This is a genomic window from Micromonospora sp. DH14 (assembly GCF_029809455.1).
Taxonomy (GTDB): domain Bacteria; phylum Actinomycetota; class Actinomycetes; order Mycobacteriales; family Micromonosporaceae; genus Micromonospora; species Micromonospora parva.
On record NZ_JARVKT010000008.1, the window covers coordinates 170,792 to 188,744 of the forward strand.

Sequence of the window (17,953 nt, forward strand, 5' to 3'; positions counted from 1 at the left end):
CGGGGAGTGTCGGTCTTCCCGCCCTCCGTGTGACCGGGAAGAATTGCGGGATGGAGCAGCCGCACGACCTCACCGTGGAGGCCCCCCGCGCCTGGGACCGGCCCGCCGTCTCCGTTCCCGTTCTCGTCTGCCTGTCGCTCGTCGGTGGCCGGTTCGCGTCCTTCTCCACCGAGGCGAATCTGTTCACCCTCGGCACGGGTGGGGTGCTGATCTGGCTCGGTCTGAGCAACCGGGTGCCGCGCCGGCCCGCGCCGCGCCAGCTGGGCGCGGGGGCGGTCTGGTGGGCGGTGCCGGTGGTGGTCTTCGGGGTCTTCGAGGGCGTGACCTTCGTGCTGGCCGCCGGCGATGACTTCCCCACCTTCTCCCGGCTGGCCGACCCTCTTCTGGAAGATCATTTGACCCGGTCTGCAGCCTGGTTCGCCTGGTTGGCCGCCTTCTGGGGGCTGGTGCGGCGATGATGCGGGCGATCGCGATCGGCGGGTTCCTCACCGCGCTGGTCCTCTTCGCGGTGGTGGAGTGGATGGCCCGCCGGGAGGGGTCCCGCATTCCCACGCTGGGCGAGGTCTGCGCGTACGTGATGCGGTACGAGGTCGGCTCGGTGCCGGTGGGCCGGATCGGTCTGTTCGGGTTCTGGTGGTGGCTGGGCTGGCACTTTCTGGCCCGCTGAGCCGGGTTGTCGCGTGTCCAGATGGCGGGAACCGTGAGCAGTATGTGGACCTGAACGATAACTTGGGAGAGGGCCGGCGCCGCCTGGCGGTGCAGGTCACGGGCGGTGGTGTCACACCCTGTGCCGCCTCCCTCCAGGGTCGACCGACCCGGGCTCACGTTGCCCAGCCGGCTGCTCCGGTAACCCCGGACCGCCGTGGGGCGCTCAGCACGATCGCCCGTGAGGGCCGCCGCCTGCCGGCGGCTCCCGCCTGGAAGAGGAGCGCCACCATGCCGAACAAGCCCAAGCCCGAGACCACCACCGACGACGCCCGCGAGCAGGCCCGCCGCGCGCTGCAGACGTCGATGGACACCCGTCAGTGAGCCGACCGCACCAGTGGTGATCCCCTCTGTCGACACGGCCGGGGAGGATCCGACGCCTCCTGGTGCGCCTTTGGAGCTGAATCGTCTACGACATCGCAGGACCTGCCCTGTCTGCGACGTCACGGCCTGAGTCGTCTACGGCGTGACGACGCGCTTTGTCTGCGACGTCACGACGTGATTCGTCTACGACGTGACGACGCGCTTTGTCTGCGACGTCACGACGTGATTCGTCTACGACATCAGCTCCAAAGCCTCTGACCACAGTTCCTCGCCCCGGCCGGCCCGACCGCAACCGGCCGGCCCGACCGCAACCGGCCGGCCCGACCGCAACCGGCCGGCCCGACCGCAACCGGCCGCCCGGCGACCGGGGTAAGCCCTGGGCGGGATTGCGATCCTTACTGTCGTCGTGTCAGGATCGGCGGCGATGAGTCAGACCGCCGCCACCGCCCACCGACCCGCCTCGCCGCGCCGGATCGCCGCGCTCGCCCTGCCGGCCCTCGTGGTGCTCGCCGCCGAGCCGCTCTACGTGCTGGTCGACACGGCGGTGGTCGGTCACCTCGGCCGGGTGCCGCTCGCCGCGCTCGCCGTCGGTGGCACGGTCATGACGCTGACCGCCTGGGTCGGCACCGTGGTCGCGTACGGCACCACCGGGCGCGCGGCCCGCCGGTTCGGCGCGGGTGACCGGGCGGCCGCCGTCTCCGAAGGCGTCCAGTCGTCCTGGCTGGCGTTCGGTGTCGGTCTCCTGATCGCGGTCGGCATGCAGTTCGGCGGTGGCGCGCTCGCGCGTACCCTCGTCGGTGGTGGTGGCGAGGTGGCCGACGACGCCGCGCAGTGGTTGCGGATCGCGGCCCTCGGCGCTCCCGGCCTGCTGCTCGCCGCCGCCGGAAACGGCTGGCTGCGCGGCGTGCAGGACACTCGCCGCCCGTTGGTCTTCGTGCTCGGCCCCAACCTGCTCTCCGCGCTGCTCTGCCCGCTGCTGGTCTACCCCGGCGGGCTGGGCCTGATCGGCTCGGCGGTGGCCAACGTCGTCGCGCAGACGCTCTGCGGGGTGCTCTTCGCCGCCGCCCTGGTCGCTGAGCGGGTGTCGCTGCGACCCCGGCCCCGGGTGATCCGCCAGCAGTTGGTGCTCAGCCGGGACCTGCTGATCCGCGGGCTGGCGTTCCAGGCCAGCTTCCTGTCCGCGACCGCCGTCGCCGCCCGGTTCGGCGCCGCCGCCGTCGGCGCCCACCAGATCGCCCTGCAACTCTGGTTCTTCACCGCGCTGGTGCTCGACGCCCTCGCCATCGCCGCGCAGTCCCTGGTCGGCGCCGCGCTCGGCGCCGGCGACGACGCGGGGGCGCGGGCGCTCGCCCGCCGGATCGGGCTGCTCGGCGGCATCTGCGGCGTGGGCTTCGCGCTGCTCATCGCCGCCGGCGCCGGCATCGTGCCGTCGTGGTTCAGCTCCGATCCGGGGGTACGCGAGCAGGCCGCCGTCGCCTGGCCGTGGTTCGTCGTCATGCTGCCGCTGGCCGGGGTGGTGTTCGCCCTCGACGGCGTGCTGATCGGCGCGGGCGACGTGCGTTATCTGCGCAACCTCACCATCGTGGCGGCGCTCGGCGGCTTCCTGCCGGCCATCTGGCTGGCGTACGCGCTCGATCTCGGGCTGGGCGGCATCTGGGCCGGGCTCACGGTGTTCGTGGTGATCCGGCTGGTCGCCCTGCTGCTGCGACTGCGCAACGGCGGCTGGGCGGTGACCGGCGCGGTCCGCTGAGTGCCCCGCCGGTCGTCCGGGTCACGCGGGGGCCCGCCCACGCACTCTCCGACAGCGGTCATCTGGCAGGCTTGGCCGACGTGAGCACCGATGGTCTGATCGTGGTCGACAAGCCCGGCGGCATGACGTCGCACGACGTGGTGGCGCGGATCCGCCGACTGGCGAAGACCCGACGGGTCGGGCACGGCGGCACCCTCGACCCGATGGCCACCGGGGTGCTGGTGATCGGTGTCGGCCGGGCCACCCGGTTGCTGACGTACGTGATCGGCGCGGGCAAGAGCTACACCGGCACCATCCGGCTCGGCCAGACCACCGTCACCGACGACGCCGAGGGCGACGTGACCGCCACCGTGCCGGCCGGCCACGTCACCGACGACGCGATCCGCTCGGCGCTGGCCGGGCTCAGCGGCGAGGTGGACCAGGTGCCGAGCGCGGTCAGCGCCATCAAGATCGACGGGCAGCGGGCGTACAAGCGGGTCCGCGACGGGGAGAGCGTCGAGCTGCCGGCGCGGCGGGTCATCATCTCCCGGTTGGCGGTGCTGGCGATCCGCCGCACCGAGCCGGACGTGGTGGACGTGGACGTGGACGTGACCTGTTCCTCCGGCACGTACATCCGGGCCATCGCCCGGGACGCGGGCCTGGCGCTCGGCGTCGGTGGGCACCTCACGGCGCTGCGGCGCACCGCGGTGGGTGGCTTCACCCTCGGCGAGGCGGCCACCCTCGACGAGTTGGAGCAGCGCGCCCCGGACGTGGTGAACCTGCCCCTGGACGCGGCGGCCGACCGGTTCTTCGCGCGCCGGGAGGCCACGCCCGACGAGGCCCGGGTGCTCGCCCACGGTGGGCCACTGGACCCGGCCGGCCTCACCGGGCCGTACGCCGTGTTCGGGCCGGCCGGCGGCCTGATCGCTATCGTCAGCGAGCGGGACGGCCGGGCTCGGGCGGAGATCGTGCTCGCCCCGGCCTGACCGCGGGCGCAGGTCCGCCGGCCGGCAGCCGGCGGTGTCGACCCGCCGGCCGGCGGGACAGCAGAGAGGAACGGCATGCAGCGGTGGCGGGGCTACGACGCGGCGCCCGGCGGGTGGGGACGCTCGGTGGTCACCATCGGCGTCTTCGACGGCGTGCACAAGGGGCACCAGGCGACCATCGGGCACACCGTGGCCCGGGCCCGGGAGCTGGGCGTGCAGTCGGTGGTGGTCACCTTCGACCCGCACCCGGCCGAGGTGGTCCGCCCCGGTTCGCACCCGGCGGTGCTCACCGAGCCGGCCCGCAAGGCCGAGCTGATCGAGGCGCTCGGCGTGGACGTGCTCTGCGTGGTGCCGTTCACCCCGGAGTTCTCCCGGGTGCCGGCCGAACAGTTCGTGCACGACGTCCTGGTCGAGCACCTGCACGCGGCGCTGGTGGTGGTCGGCAGCAACTTCCGCTTCGGGCACCGGGCGGCCGGCGACGTCGCGTTGCTGGAGCAGTTGGGTCGGACGTTCGGCTTCGGCGTGGAGGGCGGCCCGCTGGTCGCCGAGGACGGCACCGTCTTCTCCTCCACGTACATCCGGTCCTGCGTCGACGCGGGCGACGTGGGCGCGGCGGCCGCCGCGCTGGGTCGCCCACACCGGCTGGAGGGGGTCGTGGTCCGCGGCGACCAGCGGGGCCGGGAGCTGGGCTTCCCCACCGCCAACCTGCTCTGCCACCGGTACGCGGCGGTGCCCGCCGACGGGGTGTACGCGGCCCGGCTGATCCGGCGCGGCCAGCGTGAACCGCTGCTGGCGGCGGTCTCGGTGGGCACCAACCCGACCTTCTCCGGCCGGGAACGGCGGGTCGAGGCGTACGCGCTGGACTTCTCCGGCGACCTGTACGGCGAGCGGCTGGCTCTGGACTTCGTGGCGCACCTGCGTGGTCAGGTCCGCTACGACTCGATCGAGCCGTTGATCGCCCAGATGAACCAGGACGTCGAGCGCACCAGGCGCGCGTTGGCCTGATCGTCGTGGCGTGACGGGCCGCCACCGAGGCCCTTCGCCGGGTGTTACCGGCGAGTGCTGGTAGTCTTGCCGGGACGTCGGGTGACCGGCGTGGGGCCTCGCGTGCCTGCTCGACGCCGCGGGTGCGAGGTACCGGTCCGTTCCCGGTCCATCGGGACGACGGACACCTACTTGATCAACCCATCGAAACAGGGAGAACATGGCGCTCGATCAGGAAGCCAAGGCCAGCATCCGCGCGGAGTACGCGACCGCCGAGGGCGACACCGGTTCGCCGGAGGTTCAGGTCGCGGTCCTCACCAAGCGGATCGCGGAGCTGACCGAGCACCTGAAGGTGCACAAGCACGACCACCACAGCCGCCGTGGGCTGCTGCTGCTGGTCGGCCGGCGCCGTCGGTTGCTCAACTACGTCCAGAAGAAGGACATTGCCCGCTACCGGTCGCTCATCGAGCGGCTCGGTCTGCGCCGGTGACGTGACGGGGGAGTGGCCGGACGGCCGCTCCCCCGTGCCGCGTCCCACCTGAAGAAACACGGGCCGCGCGACCACCCGAGAGGGAGCCGGTCAGCGTACCGGTCTCCGGTAGTGGCCCCCGGGAACCCGGCATCATGCCGACCACCCGGGCGCTTCGATCGAAGACCGGCCGGCTGAGCAGCTCCCCGATGTCGTGGGCCCACGACGCGAAGGAGCACGACAGCACATGACCGAGACCAAACTCGGCACCGAATCCCGCACCGCCGTGATCGACAACGGGTCCTTCGGCACCCGTGAGATCACCTTCTCCACCGGTCGGCTGGCTCGCCAGGCCGCCGGTTCCGTCATCGCCCAGCTGGGCGAGACGGTGGTTCTCTCCGCCACGACCGCCGGTAAGCACCCGAAGGAGCAGTTCGACTTCTTCCCGCTGACCGTCGACGTCGAGGAGCGGATGTACGCCGCGGGCCGCATCCCCGGCTCGTTCTTCCGCCGTGAGGGTCGGCCCAGCGAGGACGCGATCCTCACCTGCCGGCTGATCGACCGGCCGCTGCGCCCGTCCTTCGTCAAGGGCCTGCGCAACGAGGTCCAGGTCGTCGAGACCGTCCTCGCGCTCGACCCGCAGCACCCGTACGACGTCGTGGCGATCAACGCCGCCTCGATGTCGACCAAGCTCTCCGGCCTGCCGTTCTCCGGCCCGATCGGGGCGACCCGCGTCGCCCACATCGACGGCCAGTGGGTCGCCTTCCCGACCCTGGAGGAGCTGGCCCGCGCCACCTTCGACATGGTCGTGGCCGGCCATACGCTCGACGACGGCGACGTCGCGATCATGATGGTCGAGGCCGAGGCCACCCCGAACGCCGTCGCCCTCATCTCGGCCGGTGCCACCGCCCCGACCGAGGAGATCGTCGCCAGCGGCCTGGAGGCCGCCAAGCCGGCGATCCGTGAGCTGTGCCGCGCGCAGAGCGAGCTGGCCGAGGTCGCTGCCAAGCCGGTCACCGAGTTCCCGGTCTTCCTGGACTACCAGGACGACGTGTACGACGCCGTCGCCGAGTTCGCCCGCGCCGACGTGGCCGAGGCGATCACCATCGCCGGCAAGGCCGACCGCGAGGAGGCCCTGGACCGGGTCAAGGCCCGCGTCGCCGAGGAGCTGGGCGCTCGGTTCGAGGGTCGGGAGAAGGAGCTCAGCGCTGCCTTCCGCTCGCTGACCAAGTCCGAGGTGCGCAACCGCGTGCTGCGCGAGCAGGTCCGCATGGACGGGCGTGGCCCGCGCGACATCCGGGCGCTGACCGCCGAGGTCGGGGTGCTGCCCCGGGTGCACGGTTCGGCGCTGTTCGAGCGGGGCGAGACCCAGATCCTGGGCGTCACCACGCTGAACATGCTCCGCATGGAGCAGATGGTGGACACGCTCTCCCCGGAGAACCGCAAGCGCTACATGCACAACTACAACTTCCCGCCGTACTCGACCGGTGAGACCGGCCGGGTCGGCTCGCCGAAGCGTCGGGAGATCGGCCACGGCGCCCTCGCCGAGCGGGCGCTGATCCCGGTGCTGCCGTCGCGCGAGGAGTTCCCGTACGCCATCCGGCAGGTCTCCGAGGCGCTCGGCTCCAACGGCTCCACCTCGATGGGTTCGGTCTGCGCGTCGACGCTGGGCCTGCTCTCCGCGGGTGTCCCGCTGAAGGCGCCGGTCGCCGGCATCGCGATGGGTCTCATCTCCGACGAGGTCGACGGCAAGACCCAGTACGTGACGCTGACCGACATCCTCGGTGCCGAGGACGCGTTCGGTGACATGGACTTCAAGGTCGCCGGCACCCCGGAGTTCGTCACCGCGCTGCAGCTCGACACCAAGCTCAACGGCATCCCGTCGGACGTGCTCGCCGCCGCGCTCCAGCAGGCGAACGAGGCCCGGCAGGTCATCCTCGGCGTCATGAAGGCGGCGATCGAGGCTCCGGCCGAGATGTCCGACTACGCGCCGCGGGTCACCACCGTCAAGATCCCGGTGGACAAGATCGGCATGGTGATCGGCCCGAAGGGGCAGACCATCAACGCGATCCAGGACGAGACCGGCGCCGAGATCTCCATCGAGGACGACGGCACGATCTACGTCGGCGCCACCAACGGCCCGTCGGCCCAGGCGGCCGTCGACCGGATCAACGGCATCGCCAACCCGACGCTGCCGAAGCAGGGCGAGCGGTTCCTCGGCACGGTGGTCAAGACCGCCGCGTTCGGCGCGTTCATCTCGCTCCTGCCGGGCCGCGACGGCCTGCTGCACATCTCCAAGGTGGGCGACGGCAAGCGGGTCGAGCGGGTCGAGGACTTCCTCAACGTCGGTGACCGGGTCGAGGTCGAGATCGCGGACATCGACGCCCGCGGCAAGATCTACCTGGACAAGGTCCGCCCGGAGGGTGCCGAGGCTCCGGCCGCCGGTGAGGCCGCCGCTGGCGACCGGCCGGCTGGTCGGGACCGGGGCGACCGGGCTCCGCGTGACCGCGGTGACCGTGAGCGCGGCGGCGACCGTGGCGGGCGTGGCCCGGAGCGCGGCGGCGAGGGCGGTAGCGGCGGCGAGGGTGGCGAGGGCGGCGAGCGTCCGCGCCGCCGGACCCGGCACAGCTGATCGTCGTACCTCGCATCACCCACCCCTCGTCGAACCGGGAGCACCACGTGAGTCGGGCCTTCAGCGCGCCGTTTCCACCGGATCGACGGGGGGTGGCTGCGTCTCGGGGCACCGGGGCGGGCCGTTCCGGCGGCACCGCCCGCGCGGTGACCCGGACGCTCAGCGACGACCCGCTGGGCGGCACGGTACGACGTACCGTGCTGCCCAGCGGCCTGCGCGTCCTCACCGAGGCGATTCCGGCGATGCGCAGCGTCTCGTTCGGCATCTGGGTGGCGGTCGGCTCGCGCGACGAGACCGGCCCGCAGGCGGGTGCCGCGCACTTCCTGGAGCACCTGCTCTTCAAGGGCACCCACAAGCGCACCGCACTGGAGATCTCCTCGCAGATCGAAGCGGTGGGTGGTGAGACCAACGCCTTCACCACGAAGGAATACACCTGCTACTACGCGCGGGTGCTGGACGAGGACCTGCCGCTGGCGATCGACGTGATGTGCGACCTTGTCGCCGACTCGTTGTTGGAGCCGGCCGACGTCGAGACCGAGCGCGGCGTGATCCTGGAAGAGATCGCCATGCACGACGACGAGCCGGGTGACGAGGTGCACGACCTCTTCGTCCAGGCCGTCTACGGCGATCACCCGCTGGGCCGGCTCATCTCCGGCACCGCGGAGACCGTCACCCCGATGACCCGCCGGCAGATCCAGAACTTCTACCGGGGGCGCTACACCGCGCCGCAGATCGTCATCGCCGCCGCCGGCAACCTCGACCACGCGGCGGTGGTCAAGCTGGTCCGTCAGGCGGTGCGCGGCACCCCGCTGGACAGCGACCCGGCCAGCCCGGCACCGCACCGCGCGGCGACCCCGGCGGTACGCACCAGGCCGGTGACCACGGTGGTGGAGCCGAAGGAGACCGAGCAGGCGCACGTCATCCTCGGTTGCCCCGGCATCGACCGGCTCGACGATCGCCGGTTCGCCCTCGGGGTGCTCAACAACGTGCTCGGCGGCGGCATGTCCAGCCGCCTGTTCCAGGAGATCCGCGAGCAGCGCGGCCTGGCCTACTCGGTCTACTCCTACGCCAGCCAGTACGCCGACAGCGGCCTGTTCGCCGTCTACGCCGGCTGCGCGCCGGGCAAGGTGGACGAGGTGCTGGCGCTGACCCGTGCCGAGCTGGCCCGGGTGGCCGCGGACGGGCTGACCGAGGCCGAGGTGGCCCGGGGCAAGGGGATGAGCAAGGGCTCGTTCGTGCTCGGCCTGGAGGACACCGGTTCCCGGATGAGTCGGCTGGCGAAGGGCGAGCTGCTCTACGGCGACCTGATGCCCGTCGACGAGTTGCTCCGCCGGGTCGACGAGGTCACCGTGGCGGACGTCAACGTCCTCGCCGCCGAGTTGCTCAGCCGCCCGATGTCGTTGGCAGTGGTGGGCCCGTTCGGCGCTGGCGACTTCGCGGTCTGAGGGCTGTCGCGGCACGGTCCGGCGCGCGTCCCGGTCGGTGGAGCCGCCCGGATCCGACGACTGGGGCACGTCCCGATTGGGATAGGTTGTGCCCCGTGACTGACGAGCAGGAGAAGATTCGGGTCGGCGTCTTCGGCGCGCGCGGCCGGATGGGCATCGAGGTCTGCAAGGCCGTCGACGCCGCCGACGACCTCACCCTGACGGCGTCGATCGACCAGGGTGACAGTCGTTCGGCCGTCTCCGCCGCCGAGGTCGTCGTCGACTTCACCACGCCGGACGTCGTGATGGACAACCTCCGGTGGTGCGTCGAGCAGGGCATCAGCGCGGTGGTCGGCACGACCGGCTTCACCGAGCAGCGGTTGGAGCAGGTGCGCGGCTGGCTGGCCGACCGGCCCGAGGTGGGTGTGGTCATCGCCCCGAACTTCGGCATCGGCGCGGTGCTGATGATGCAGTTCGCCGCCCGCGCCGCCCGACACTTCGAGTCCGTCGAGATCATCGAGCAGCACCACCCGCGCAAGCTGGACGCCCCGAGCGGCACCGCCACCCACACCGCCCGGCAGATCGCCCGGGCCCGCGCCGAGGCCGGCCTCGGCCCGGTGCCGGACGCCACCAAGGACGAGGTGCCGGGTGCGCGCGGCGCCGAGATCGACGGGGTACGCGTCCACGCGGTGCGCGCCACCGGCCTGGTCGCCCACCAGGAGGTGCTGTTCGGCGGCACCGGTGAGACGCTCACCATCCGACACGACTCGTACGACCGGGTGTCGTTCATGCCGGGCGTGCTGCTGGCCGTCCGCGCGGTGCGCAACCGCCCCGGCCTCACCGTCGGTCTGGACGCCCTGCTCGACTGACCGCAGATCGTGGACAGTTTCCGTTCTCGCGTAACGGAAACTGTCCACGATCTCCCTGTCCGGGCCGGGTAGCATCCGCCGATGATCGATGACGCACACCTGGATCGGCTCGGTCGGCGGGTCACCCTCCGGCCGGTCGACGACGACAACTGGCGGGCGGTCGCCGACGTCGCCCCGCGCGACGACCAGCGCCGGTTCGTGGCCGCGCTGGGTGCCCGCTACCTGCTGCTCAGCATGCGCTCCGACGTGTGGAACTCGCTGGCGGTGTACGCCGACGAGGCCGTCGTCGGCCACGTCATGTGGGGCGTGGACGACGACGGCTCGCACTGGATCGGCGGGATGCTGATCGACGCGGCGGAGCAGGGCCGGGGCGTCGGCCGGGCCACCGTGCAAACCCTGGCCCCCTGGCTGGCGGCCCAGGACGGAAACCCTGCGGTCCGCCTCTCGTACCACCCCGACAACACCCAGGCAGCAGCCCTGTACGCCTCCCTGGGCTTCCACCCCACCGGCGACACCGACGACGACGAGCTGATCGCCGAACTCCGCCCCTGACCCCCACCGCCGCGTCCACGCCGGCTCCCACCCCCCTGCCCCCGTTGATCATGAAGTTATCGCCACGGCGCGCCGCGCCGGATGACAACAACTTCATGATCACGGGGGGCAGGGGGCAGGGGGCAGGGGGCAGGGGGGAGTGGGGCCGCCTGTAGCAGCAGCACCGCACCGGCGGCAGCCCAGGCCTGTGGTCGGCACGCGGCCGGGTACGGCACCGGACGGTTCACCAGTGCCCGGTCGTCCCCGCCGTACAGCTCCGGCATCCGGTAGTCGAACGCCTCGGCCGCGCTGAGCAGCCCGTCGGCCAGGCCGAGTGCGGCGTCGCGGTGCCCGGCGCGGGCCAACCCACCGAGCACGATCGTGGTGTTCCAGCGCTACTTCGTCCGCGACGCCAACGACGGCTCGGACAAGGGCTGACCTGGTTCGGTGTGGCGGCCCCGATCCGGGTCCGCCACACCTGTCACTCGACCTTCTCGGCCGGAACGGCGACGTGCAGGCGCACCTGCGGCACCAGCATGTCGTCCACGTCGAGCGCGCGGGCCGCCCCGTCGGGCTCCCACCCGGTGCTGGTGAGGAACTTCCGGGTCGCCTCGTCCCCGTCGAACGCCCAGGCCACCGCTCGGCTCAGGCCGTCCTCCCGCCACAGGTCGACGGCGGCGGCGAGCAGCCGACTGCCGTGCCCCCGCCGGCCCCAACGCGGCTCCACCAGCAGGTCGGTCACCGCCGCCACGTCCGGGCCGAGCGCGTCGGCCGGCTCACCCGGCGTGAGGGCCTCGCCGTCGGCCGGGCCGGAGGCGGCGAACCCCACCAGATACGATTGCTCGGCCTGTTCGACGGCGACCAGCACCCGGTGCTTGCCCGAGGGCGGCTCCAGCACTGCGGCGCTCCACCGCCGGGCGAGGAACGCCTCGTCCAGGTTGTCGAGCACATGCCGAGGCAGGATCCGGCGGTACGCGACCCGCCAGGTCGCGAGTTGGATGCGTGCGATCTCGCCGGCGTCCTCGGGACGCGCCGGGCGGACGTACCCGAGAGCCATGGGACGGAAGCCTACGCAGGGCGGGGGAGACGACGGTGGCGCAGGGTGCCAACAGGACGACCGCGCAGGTCGTGGGGGTGGTGGTGCTCGCCGCGGCGGTCACCGGGTTCCTCGCCGTCGCCGCCGTCCGGCACGGCTTCTTCGACCTGAAGGTCTACTACGGTGCGTTGACCTGGTGGGTGCACGACGGCGGGGAGATCTACGACTACCTCAAGCCGGGCACCCAGTACGGCTTCACCTATCCGCCGTTCGCCGCACTGGCCATGCTGCCGATGGCGTACCTGCCGTGGACGGCGGCGATCGTGGTGAGCGTGCTCGCCAGCGTGGCCACCACCACGGTGCTGATCTGGTGGCTGGTCGACCCGATCGCCCGCCGCGCCGGCTGGACCCGGTGGTTCGCCCTCGCCGTTGCGCTCTGCCTGGCCGCCGCGTTCGAGCCGATGCGGGAGACGGTCAATTTCGGCCAGGTCAACACGCTGCTGCTCTTCCTGGTGGCGGTGGACCTGCTGCGACTGCTGCCGGCGGGCAGCCGGTGGACCGGAGTGGGCATCGGCCTTGCCACAGCGATCAAACTGACCCCGGGCGTGTTCATCGTCTACCTGCTGGTGACTGGGCGGTGGCGGGCCGCGCTCACCGCGAGCGGCACGGCTGCCGGGGTGTCGCTGCTGGCCGCCGCGCTCTTCCCGGACGCGTCCCGGGAGTTCTGGACCGAGGCGCTGTGGAACACCGGTCGGGTGGGTGAGCTGGCCTTCGTCTCCAACCAGTCGCTGCGCGGGGTGGTCGCCCGGCTCGACCCGGAACACCCGAGCACGCTGCTGTGGCTGCTGCTGGTGCTCGGCACCCTGGCGCTCTGGGCCTGGCGGTCCCGGGCCGCCGTCGCGGTCGGCGACGAGGCGACCGGCCTGGCGCTGACCGGTGCGGTGATGTGCCTGGTCAGCCCGGTCACCTGGGTGCACCACCTGGTCTGGCTGCTGCCCGCGTTGATCCTCCTGGTGGACAACGCGATGGCCGCGCCGGCCGGCCGCCGACGGCGGGTCCTGCTGGCCGCCGCGACCATCGGGTACGCGCTGCTGATCAGCCGCACCGTCTGGTTCTGGGAGAAGGACTTCACCGGTGTGGACGGCTTCCTGGGCAGCAACGCCTACGTGTGGATCAGTCTGGCGCTGCTGGCCTTCCTGCCGATCCGCCGGTGGCTCACCCCGCACGGGTCAACGGTCGAGGCGTCCGGCGTACCGCAGCTCGACCAGCCCGACCGGCGGGCCCCCGCCGGCCAGCGGCACCTGATAGGTCGACCGCTCACCGTCCGGTGACAGGCCGGCACGCTCGCAGAACCGACGGGCCCGCCGGTTGTCCGCCAGCACCCACGCCCGGTACCCCGCCCAGCCGCGCTCGGTGAGCCCGCTCCGGGCCGCGTCCAGCAGCGCATCGGCGGTCCCGTCACCCCAGCGGGCCGGCTCCACGTAGAGCGCCACCACCTCGCCGACCGTCTGGTCCAGGTCGTCCCGGTCCTGGTTGCGGCGGTACGGCCCGAAGGTGGTGAAGCCCACCACCGACCCGTCCACCTCGCCGAGCAGTGTGGTGAACGGGTGCTCCGGATCGGCGGTGCCGACGTCGCGGCGACGCTGCGCCCAGGCCACCACGTTGAGCCGCCCGAGCACCTCGTCCGGCATGAAGCCGGCATAGCCCGCCTGCCAGCCGTGCACGTGCACCCGGGCGACCGCCTCGGCGTCGTCCGGCTCCTCCCGACGGATGGTCAGCATTGCACCGTTCTATGCCTCGTTGGTCGTCACGTCCAGCTTCCCGCACCGGCGTCGTACCGATGAATTAAGGTCGCCGACGATGACCACACCGGAATCACTCTCGCTCGCCCAGGCCCGCCGCGTGGCGCTCGCCGCACAGGGCTTCGCCGACCCGGCGCCGACGGGGGTGCCCACCCGCCGGCACCTGCGTCGGGTGCTGAGCCGGGTCGGGCTGATCCAGATGGACTCGGTCAACGTGCTGCAACGCGCGCACTACCTGCCGCTCTACAGCCGACTCGGGCCGTACCCGACCACACTGCTCGACCAGGCCGCCTACCGGCGCCCGCGGGAGCTGTTCGAGTACTGGGGCCACGAGGCGTCGCTGGTCCCGGTCGAGCTGCACCCGTTGCTGCGCTGGCGGATGGCCCGCGCGCACAGCGAATCCTGGGGTGGCATGCGGCGGATCGCGCAGGAGCAGCCGGAGCTGGTCGCCTGGGTCCGCGACGAGGTGGCCGCCCGGGGGCCGCTGACCGCCGCCGAGATCGAGCACGACGCGCCCCGGGAGACCGGCAACTGGGGGTGGAACTGGTCGGCCGTCAAGCGGGCCCTGGAGTTCCTGTTCTGGGCCGGGGAGGTGGCCGCCGCCGAGCGCAGCACCTCGTTCGCCCGCCGCTACGACCTGCCCGAGCGGGTGCTGCCGGCGGCGGCGCTGGCCGCGCCCACCCCGAGCGACGCCGAGGCGTACCGGACGCTGGTGGCCCTCGCCGCGCGGTCGCTCGGGGTGGCCGCCGAGCCGGAGTTGCGCGACTACTTCCGGTTGCCGTTGGCCGGTGCCCGGCAGGCCGTCGCGGAGCTGGCCGAGGCCGGTGAGCTGGTGCCGGTCACCGTGGCGGGCTGGCGACAGCCGGCGTGGCTGCACACGTCCGCCCGGTTGCCGCGCTGGGTGCGGGGCAACACACTGGTCAGTCCCTTCGATCCGTTGATCTGGGAACGTGCCCGCACCGAGCGGCTGTTCGACTTCAGCTACCGGATCGAGATCTACGTCCCGGCGCCACAGCGGGTCTACGGCTACTACGTGTTGCCGTTCCTGCAGGGCGACCGGTTCACCGCCCGGGTCGACCTGAAGGCCGACCGCAAGGCCAAGGTGCTGCTGGTCCCGGCCGCCTGGCTCGAGCCCGGCGCCGACCCGGGAGAGACCGCGGTGGCGCTCGCCGCCGAGCTGTACCGGCTGGCCGGCTGGCTCGGGCTGGACGCGGTGGCACCGCCCGCGGCCGGCGACCTGGCCGGTCCGCTCACCGCCGCGTTGGCCGGCGTGTCCGGTGTACCGTGAGCGCGTGACGAGCGTTCCCGGACCGGTCGACAAGCCGCAGCCCGCCCCCGGTGCGGTGCACCAGGCCGCCCTCGCCGACGGCGGTCCCGGAGGCGCGGGTCCCGGAGGCTCGGCTCCCGGAGGCTTTGGTCCGCATGGCGCGGGTCCCGAGGGGGCGGGTTCGGAGGGTTGGCCGGCGACCCCGCCGGGCGGTTACCCGGCACCCGAGCCGGACCGGCTCACCCGGTTCGTGCTGCGGCTCTACGAACGCTCCCCGCGTTGGGCGGTGCCACTGGCCGCGGTCGGCTGCGTCGCCGTCGGTATGAGCTACGCGCTGCTCAGCAACCCGACCCACGCCGACCCGGACGCCGCGCCCACCTGTCTGCTCAAGTTGACCACCGGGCTGGACTGCCCGGGCTGTGGTGGCACCCGCGCCCTCTGGTACGTGCTGCACGGCGACCTTCCGGCCGCCGCCCGACACCACTTCCTGTTCGTCTTCGCGCTGCCGTTCCTGGCGTACCTCTTCGTGGCCTGGGCAGGAAGCCAGGCGTTCGGGTGGCGAATGCCCGAGCTGCGGATCAGCTCGAAGGTCATCGGCGGCTTCCTGGCCGCATGGCTGGCCTTTTCTGTGCTCCGCAACCTGCCCTGGGCGCCGTTCACCTCGCTCTACGTCTGACCGCGCCGTCGCCCGACGCGCTGGTGCCCCGAGGTGCGCGTCGCCCGACGCGCTGTCCCGGGGTTCCTCGTCACTCATCCGCACACCCTCCGTCGTCTCCGTCCCGTCCGGCCCGCTGGTGCCCCGATGCTCCAGCGCGATGTAGGGCTGGCATGCGTTGTTCGGCGTCCTTTGGAGCTGATCCGTTTACGACATCACGGGACTCCTCCGCCGGTCGCCACTTGATCGACTCGGTATTCAGAAAACGGGGCCATCCACCCGGCCCGGACACCCCGACTTACAGAAACGCGAGTCGATCACCAGTAGGCAGCCGGCAACCGCGCTCGCGGCGCACCGCGGCCGACGCATTTCGCCCCAGGATCGTGCTCGATCCTGGATGTAGTGGTGTCAGGCGCGGGGGATGCCACTACATCCAGGATGTTGCGTGATCTTGTGGGTGGAGCGGCTGCCGGGCCGCTCGGGCCGCTCGGGGCGTTCGGGCGCGCTCGTCAGGTTGGGAGCCCGTCCTCGGCAGAGAGACGTGCCTGGTCGAGAGAGCCCGATCCACGGCGCTGATGTCGCAAACGATTCAGCTCCAAAGGACGCCGATGGAACTGCCCGCCCCGACCCCGAGGCCCAGCAACGATGACGCCGGACGCGGACGCCGGACGCCGGACGCCGGACCAGCCCAGTGGATCCCGGCTCGGGCTTCGGCGGCGCCGCCACTGCCTGAGTGATCGACGTTGCACGGGGCGCGCCTGAGTTGGGCCGACCGGCACCGCACCACTACAGTCCCAGGAATGCCGGACATGGTGCAGCCCCAGGTCAAGTTGATCGCGTGGACCCAATTCGCGGCCCCGGACGACGTGCCGTGGTCGACCGACGCGGAGGGTGGCCAGGCGCTCGCCGAGTTCGCCGGTCGGGCCTGCTACCAGTCGTGGAAGAAGCCGAACCCGGCGACCGCCACCAACGCCGGCTACCTGGCGCACATCCTCGAGGTGGGCCACCTCAGCGTGCTGGAGCACGGCTCGGTCACCTTCTACTTCACCGGGGTGTCCCGCTCCTTCACCCACGAGCTGATCCGGCACCGGCACTTCTCGTACTCCCAGCTGTCCCAGCGGTACGTCCCGGAGCGGGACGCGGCCATGGTCGAGCCGGCGGTCATCGCCGACGACCCCGAGCTGCACAAGAGGTTCGTGGAGGCGGCCGAGGCCAGCGTTCGGGCGTACACCGAGTTGCTGGAGGGCCTCGAGCAGCGCTTCTCCGACGAGCCGAACCCGACGCTGCGCCGCAAGCAGGCCCGGCAGGCGGCCCGGGCGGTGCTGCCCAACGCCACCGAGACCCGGATCGTGGTCTCCGGCAACTACCGGGCCTGGCGGCACTTCATCGCGATGCGGGCCACCGAGCATGCCGATGTGGAGATCCGTGAGCTGGCCGTCGAGTGCCTGCGCCAGCTGCAGGGTGTCGCCCCGAACGTGTTCGCCGACTTCGTGATCTCCACGCTGCCGGACGGCACCGAGGTGGCGGCCAGCCCGCACGAGGCGTCCTGAGCCCTTCCCCGGCAGGGCCCGGCTGGTCGTCCGCTAGGTTGGAGGGTATGACGCACGACCACCTCGACGCCGCGGCCCGACCGGCGTCCCGCCCTTTCGGCCGGCTGCTGACAGCCATGGTGACCCCGTTCACCCCCGACGGTTCCCTCGATCTCGACGGCGCCGCCCGGCTGGCGAGCCACCTGGTCGACGAGCAGGGCAACGACGCGCTGGTGGTCAACGGCACCACCGGTGAGTCGCCGACCACCACCGACGCGGAGAAGGAACACCTGATCCGGGCCGTGGTGGAGGCTGTCGGTGACCGCGCCAAGGTGGTCGCGGGCGTCGGCACCAACGACACCCGACACACCATCGAGCTGGCCGCCGCCGCCGAGAAGGCGGGTGCGCACGGCCTGCTGGTGGTCACCCCGTACTACAACAAGCCGCCGCAGAGCGGGTTGCTGCGCCACTTCACCGCGGTGGCCGACGCCACCGGTCTGCCGGTGATGCTGTACGACATTCCGCACCGCTCCGGCGTGCCGATCGACACCGAGACGCTGGTCCGGCTCGCCGAACACGGCCGGATCGTCGCGGTCAAGGACGCCAAGGGCGACCTGACCGCGACCAGCTGGGTCACCAGCCGCACCACCCTCGCCTTCTACAGCGGCGAGGACGCGCTCACCCTGCCGGCGCTGGCCGTCGGCAGCGTGGGCGTGGTCGGCACCTCGACGCACTTCAGCGGGGCGCTGACCGCACAGATGATCGAGGCGTACGACGCGGGGGACATGCCGACCGCGCTGGCCCTGCACCGGCGGCTGCTGCCGCTGTTCACCGGCATCTTCCGTACCCAGGGCACGATCCTGGTGAAGGCGGGCCTGGCGTCGCTGGGCCTGCCGGCCGGCCCGGTGCGACCCCCGCTCGTGGACGCCACCGACGACGAGATCGCCCAGCTGCGCGCGGACTTCGCGGCAGCGGGCCTGGAGCTGCCCGAATGAACGAACGAAACGATGG

18 protein-coding genes are annotated in these 17,953 nt (G+C 72.2%); 15 read left to right on the forward strand and 3 right to left on the reverse strand.

Features of this window, described 5'->3' with window-relative positions; all coding sequences use genetic code 11:
• Positions 1-50 precede the first annotated feature (50 nt).
• The 10 genes from QCZ28_RS13555 (at position 51) to QCZ28_RS13600 (ending at position 10,674) form a co-directional block, all read left to right on the forward strand.
• Entirely contained in the window at positions 51-458 is a 408-nt protein-coding gene (locus tag QCZ28_RS13555; RefSeq protein WP_279516980.1) for a hypothetical protein, read from the forward strand.
• On the forward strand, positions 458-667 hold the full coding sequence (locus QCZ28_RS13560) for a DUF6186 family protein (protein ID WP_030337599.1): 210 nt from the start codon (positions 458-460) through the stop codon (positions 665-667). The genes QCZ28_RS13555 and QCZ28_RS13560 overlap by 1 nt, the downstream gene beginning before the upstream one ends.
• Positions 668-1,453: 786 nt before the next feature.
• Positions 1,454-2,779 (forward strand): MATE family efflux transporter, encoded by a 1,326-nt coding sequence (locus QCZ28_RS13565; protein WP_279516981.1) that lies wholly within the window; start codon positions 1,454-1,456, stop codon positions 2,777-2,779.
• 80 nt (positions 2,780-2,859) lie between these two features.
• Positions 2,860-3,744, forward strand: coding sequence for a tRNA pseudouridine(55) synthase TruB (gene truB, locus QCZ28_RS13570; RefSeq protein ID WP_279516982.1), 885 nt, complete (start codon positions 2,860-2,862; stop codon positions 3,742-3,744).
• A gap of 75 nt (positions 3,745-3,819) precedes the next feature.
• Positions 3,820-4,749: a bifunctional riboflavin kinase/FAD synthetase gene (locus QCZ28_RS13575; protein ID WP_030337595.1), complete on the forward strand. Its 930-nt coding sequence runs from the start codon at positions 3,820-3,822 to the stop codon at positions 4,747-4,749.
• Between the two features lie 199 nt (positions 4,750-4,948).
• Complete coding sequence (gene rpsO / locus QCZ28_RS13580) at positions 4,949-5,218, forward strand: 30S ribosomal protein S15 (protein WP_030337594.1); 270 nt, start codon at positions 4,949-4,951, stop codon at positions 5,216-5,218.
• 226 nt (positions 5,219-5,444) lie between these two features.
• Positions 5,445-7,829 carry a polyribonucleotide nucleotidyltransferase gene (locus QCZ28_RS13585; protein ID WP_279516983.1) on the forward strand — a complete coding sequence of 795 codons (2,385 nt, stop codon included), beginning with the start codon at positions 5,445-5,447 and terminating at the stop codon, positions 7,827-7,829.
• Positions 7,830-7,876: 47 nt separating this feature from the next.
• Positions 7,877-9,274, forward strand: a complete 1,398-nt coding sequence (locus QCZ28_RS13590; protein ID WP_279516984.1) for a pitrilysin family protein — start codon at positions 7,877-7,879, stop codon at positions 9,272-9,274.
• Positions 9,275-9,369: 95 nt separating this feature from the next.
• Positions 9,370-10,122 (forward strand): 4-hydroxy-tetrahydrodipicolinate reductase, encoded by a 753-nt coding sequence (dapB, locus tag QCZ28_RS13595; protein ID WP_279516985.1) that lies wholly within the window; start codon positions 9,370-9,372, stop codon positions 10,120-10,122.
• Positions 10,123-10,203: 81 nt separating this feature from the next.
• Positions 10,204-10,674 (forward strand): GNAT family N-acetyltransferase, encoded by a 471-nt coding sequence (locus QCZ28_RS13600; RefSeq protein WP_279516986.1) that lies wholly within the window; start codon positions 10,204-10,206, stop codon positions 10,672-10,674.
• Between the two features lie 56 nt (positions 10,675-10,730).
• On the opposite strand, the gene QCZ28_RS13605 is transcribed toward QCZ28_RS13600, so the two are convergent.
• Complete coding sequence (locus QCZ28_RS13605; RefSeq protein WP_279516987.1) at positions 10,731-11,030, reverse strand: hypothetical protein; 300 nt, start codon at positions 11,028-11,030, stop codon at positions 10,731-10,733.
• Between the two features lie 104 nt (positions 11,031-11,134).
• The gene (locus QCZ28_RS13610) at positions 11,135-11,710 is read right to left on the reverse strand and encodes a GNAT family N-acetyltransferase (protein ID WP_279516988.1); all 576 of its coding nucleotides are present in this window, start codon (positions 11,708-11,710) and stop codon (positions 11,135-11,137) included.
• 35 nt (positions 11,711-11,745) lie between these two features.
• Here QCZ28_RS13610 and QCZ28_RS13615 point away from each other — a divergent pair, with 35 nt between their 5' ends.
• The gene (locus tag QCZ28_RS13615) at positions 11,746-13,020 is read left to right on the forward strand and encodes a glycosyltransferase 87 family protein (RefSeq protein WP_279516989.1); all 1,275 of its coding nucleotides are present in this window, start codon (positions 11,746-11,748) and stop codon (positions 13,018-13,020) included.
• On the opposite strand, the gene QCZ28_RS13620 is transcribed toward QCZ28_RS13615, so the two are convergent.
• A complete protein-coding gene (locus QCZ28_RS13620) occupies positions 12,919-13,470 on the reverse strand; it encodes a GNAT family N-acetyltransferase (RefSeq protein ID WP_279516990.1) in 552 nt (183 codons plus the stop codon). The genes QCZ28_RS13615 and QCZ28_RS13620 overlap by 102 nt on opposite strands.
• Before the next feature lie 79 nt (positions 13,471-13,549).
• On the opposite strand from QCZ28_RS13620, the gene QCZ28_RS13625 reads away from it, so the two are divergent.
• From QCZ28_RS13625 to dapA, 4 genes are all read left to right on the forward strand, one after another.
• Positions 13,550-14,779: a crosslink repair DNA glycosylase YcaQ family protein gene (locus QCZ28_RS13625; RefSeq protein WP_279516991.1), complete on the forward strand. Its 1,230-nt coding sequence runs from the start codon at positions 13,550-13,552 to the stop codon at positions 14,777-14,779.
• 55 nt (positions 14,780-14,834) lie between these two features.
• Positions 14,835-15,434 (forward strand): DUF2752 domain-containing protein, encoded by a 600-nt coding sequence (locus QCZ28_RS13630; RefSeq protein WP_279517044.1) that lies wholly within the window; start codon positions 14,835-14,837, stop codon positions 15,432-15,434.
• Positions 15,435-16,222: 788 nt separating this feature from the next.
• The gene (thyX, locus tag QCZ28_RS13635) at positions 16,223-16,963 is read left to right on the forward strand and encodes an FAD-dependent thymidylate synthase (RefSeq protein WP_279517045.1); all 741 of its coding nucleotides are present in this window, start codon (positions 16,223-16,225) and stop codon (positions 16,961-16,963) included.
• Between the two features lie 47 nt (positions 16,964-17,010).
• Positions 17,011-17,937, forward strand: a complete 927-nt coding sequence (dapA, locus tag QCZ28_RS13640) for a 4-hydroxy-tetrahydrodipicolinate synthase (protein WP_279516992.1) — start codon at positions 17,011-17,013, stop codon at positions 17,935-17,937.
• The last annotated feature ends 16 nt before the right edge of the window (positions 17,938-17,953 follow it).

Excerpts from the sequence above, each read along its gene's own strand:
- QCZ28_RS13575 (WP_030337595.1), top strand. The coding sequence starts at position 3,820 with ATGCAGCGGTGGCGGGGCTACGACGCGGCGCCCGGCGGGTGGGGACGC.
- QCZ28_RS13625 (WP_279516991.1), top strand. The coding sequence starts at position 13,550 with ATGACCACACCGGAATCACTCTCGCTCGCCCAGGCCCGCCGCGTGGCG.
- QCZ28_RS13585 (WP_279516983.1), top strand. The coding sequence starts at position 5,445 with ATGACCGAGACCAAACTCGGCACCGAATCCCGCACCGCCGTGATCGAC.
- thyX (WP_279517045.1), top strand. The coding sequence starts at position 16,223 with ATGGTGCAGCCCCAGGTCAAGTTGATCGCGTGGACCCAATTCGCGGCC.
- QCZ28_RS13565 (WP_279516981.1), top strand. The coding sequence starts at position 1,454 with ATGAGTCAGACCGCCGCCACCGCCCACCGACCCGCCTCGCCGCGCCGG.
- QCZ28_RS13560 (WP_030337599.1), top strand. The coding sequence starts at position 458 with ATGCGGGCGATCGCGATCGGCGGGTTCCTCACCGCGCTGGTCCTCTTC.
- QCZ28_RS13610 (WP_279516988.1), bottom strand. The coding sequence starts at position 11,710 with ATGGCTCTCGGGTACGTCCGCCCGGCGCGTCCCGAGGACGCCGGCGAG.
- QCZ28_RS13555 (WP_279516980.1), top strand. The coding sequence starts at position 51 with ATGGAGCAGCCGCACGACCTCACCGTGGAGGCCCCCCGCGCCTGGGAC.
- QCZ28_RS13620 (WP_279516990.1), bottom strand. The coding sequence starts at position 13,470 with ATGCTGACCATCCGTCGGGAGGAGCCGGACGACGCCGAGGCGGTCGCC.
- rpsO (WP_030337594.1), top strand. The coding sequence starts at position 4,949 with ATGGCGCTCGATCAGGAAGCCAAGGCCAGCATCCGCGCGGAGTACGCG.
- QCZ28_RS13600 (WP_279516986.1), top strand. The coding sequence starts at position 10,204 with ATGATCGATGACGCACACCTGGATCGGCTCGGTCGGCGGGTCACCCTC.
- dapA (WP_279516992.1), top strand. The coding sequence starts at position 17,011 with ATGACGCACGACCACCTCGACGCCGCGGCCCGACCGGCGTCCCGCCCT.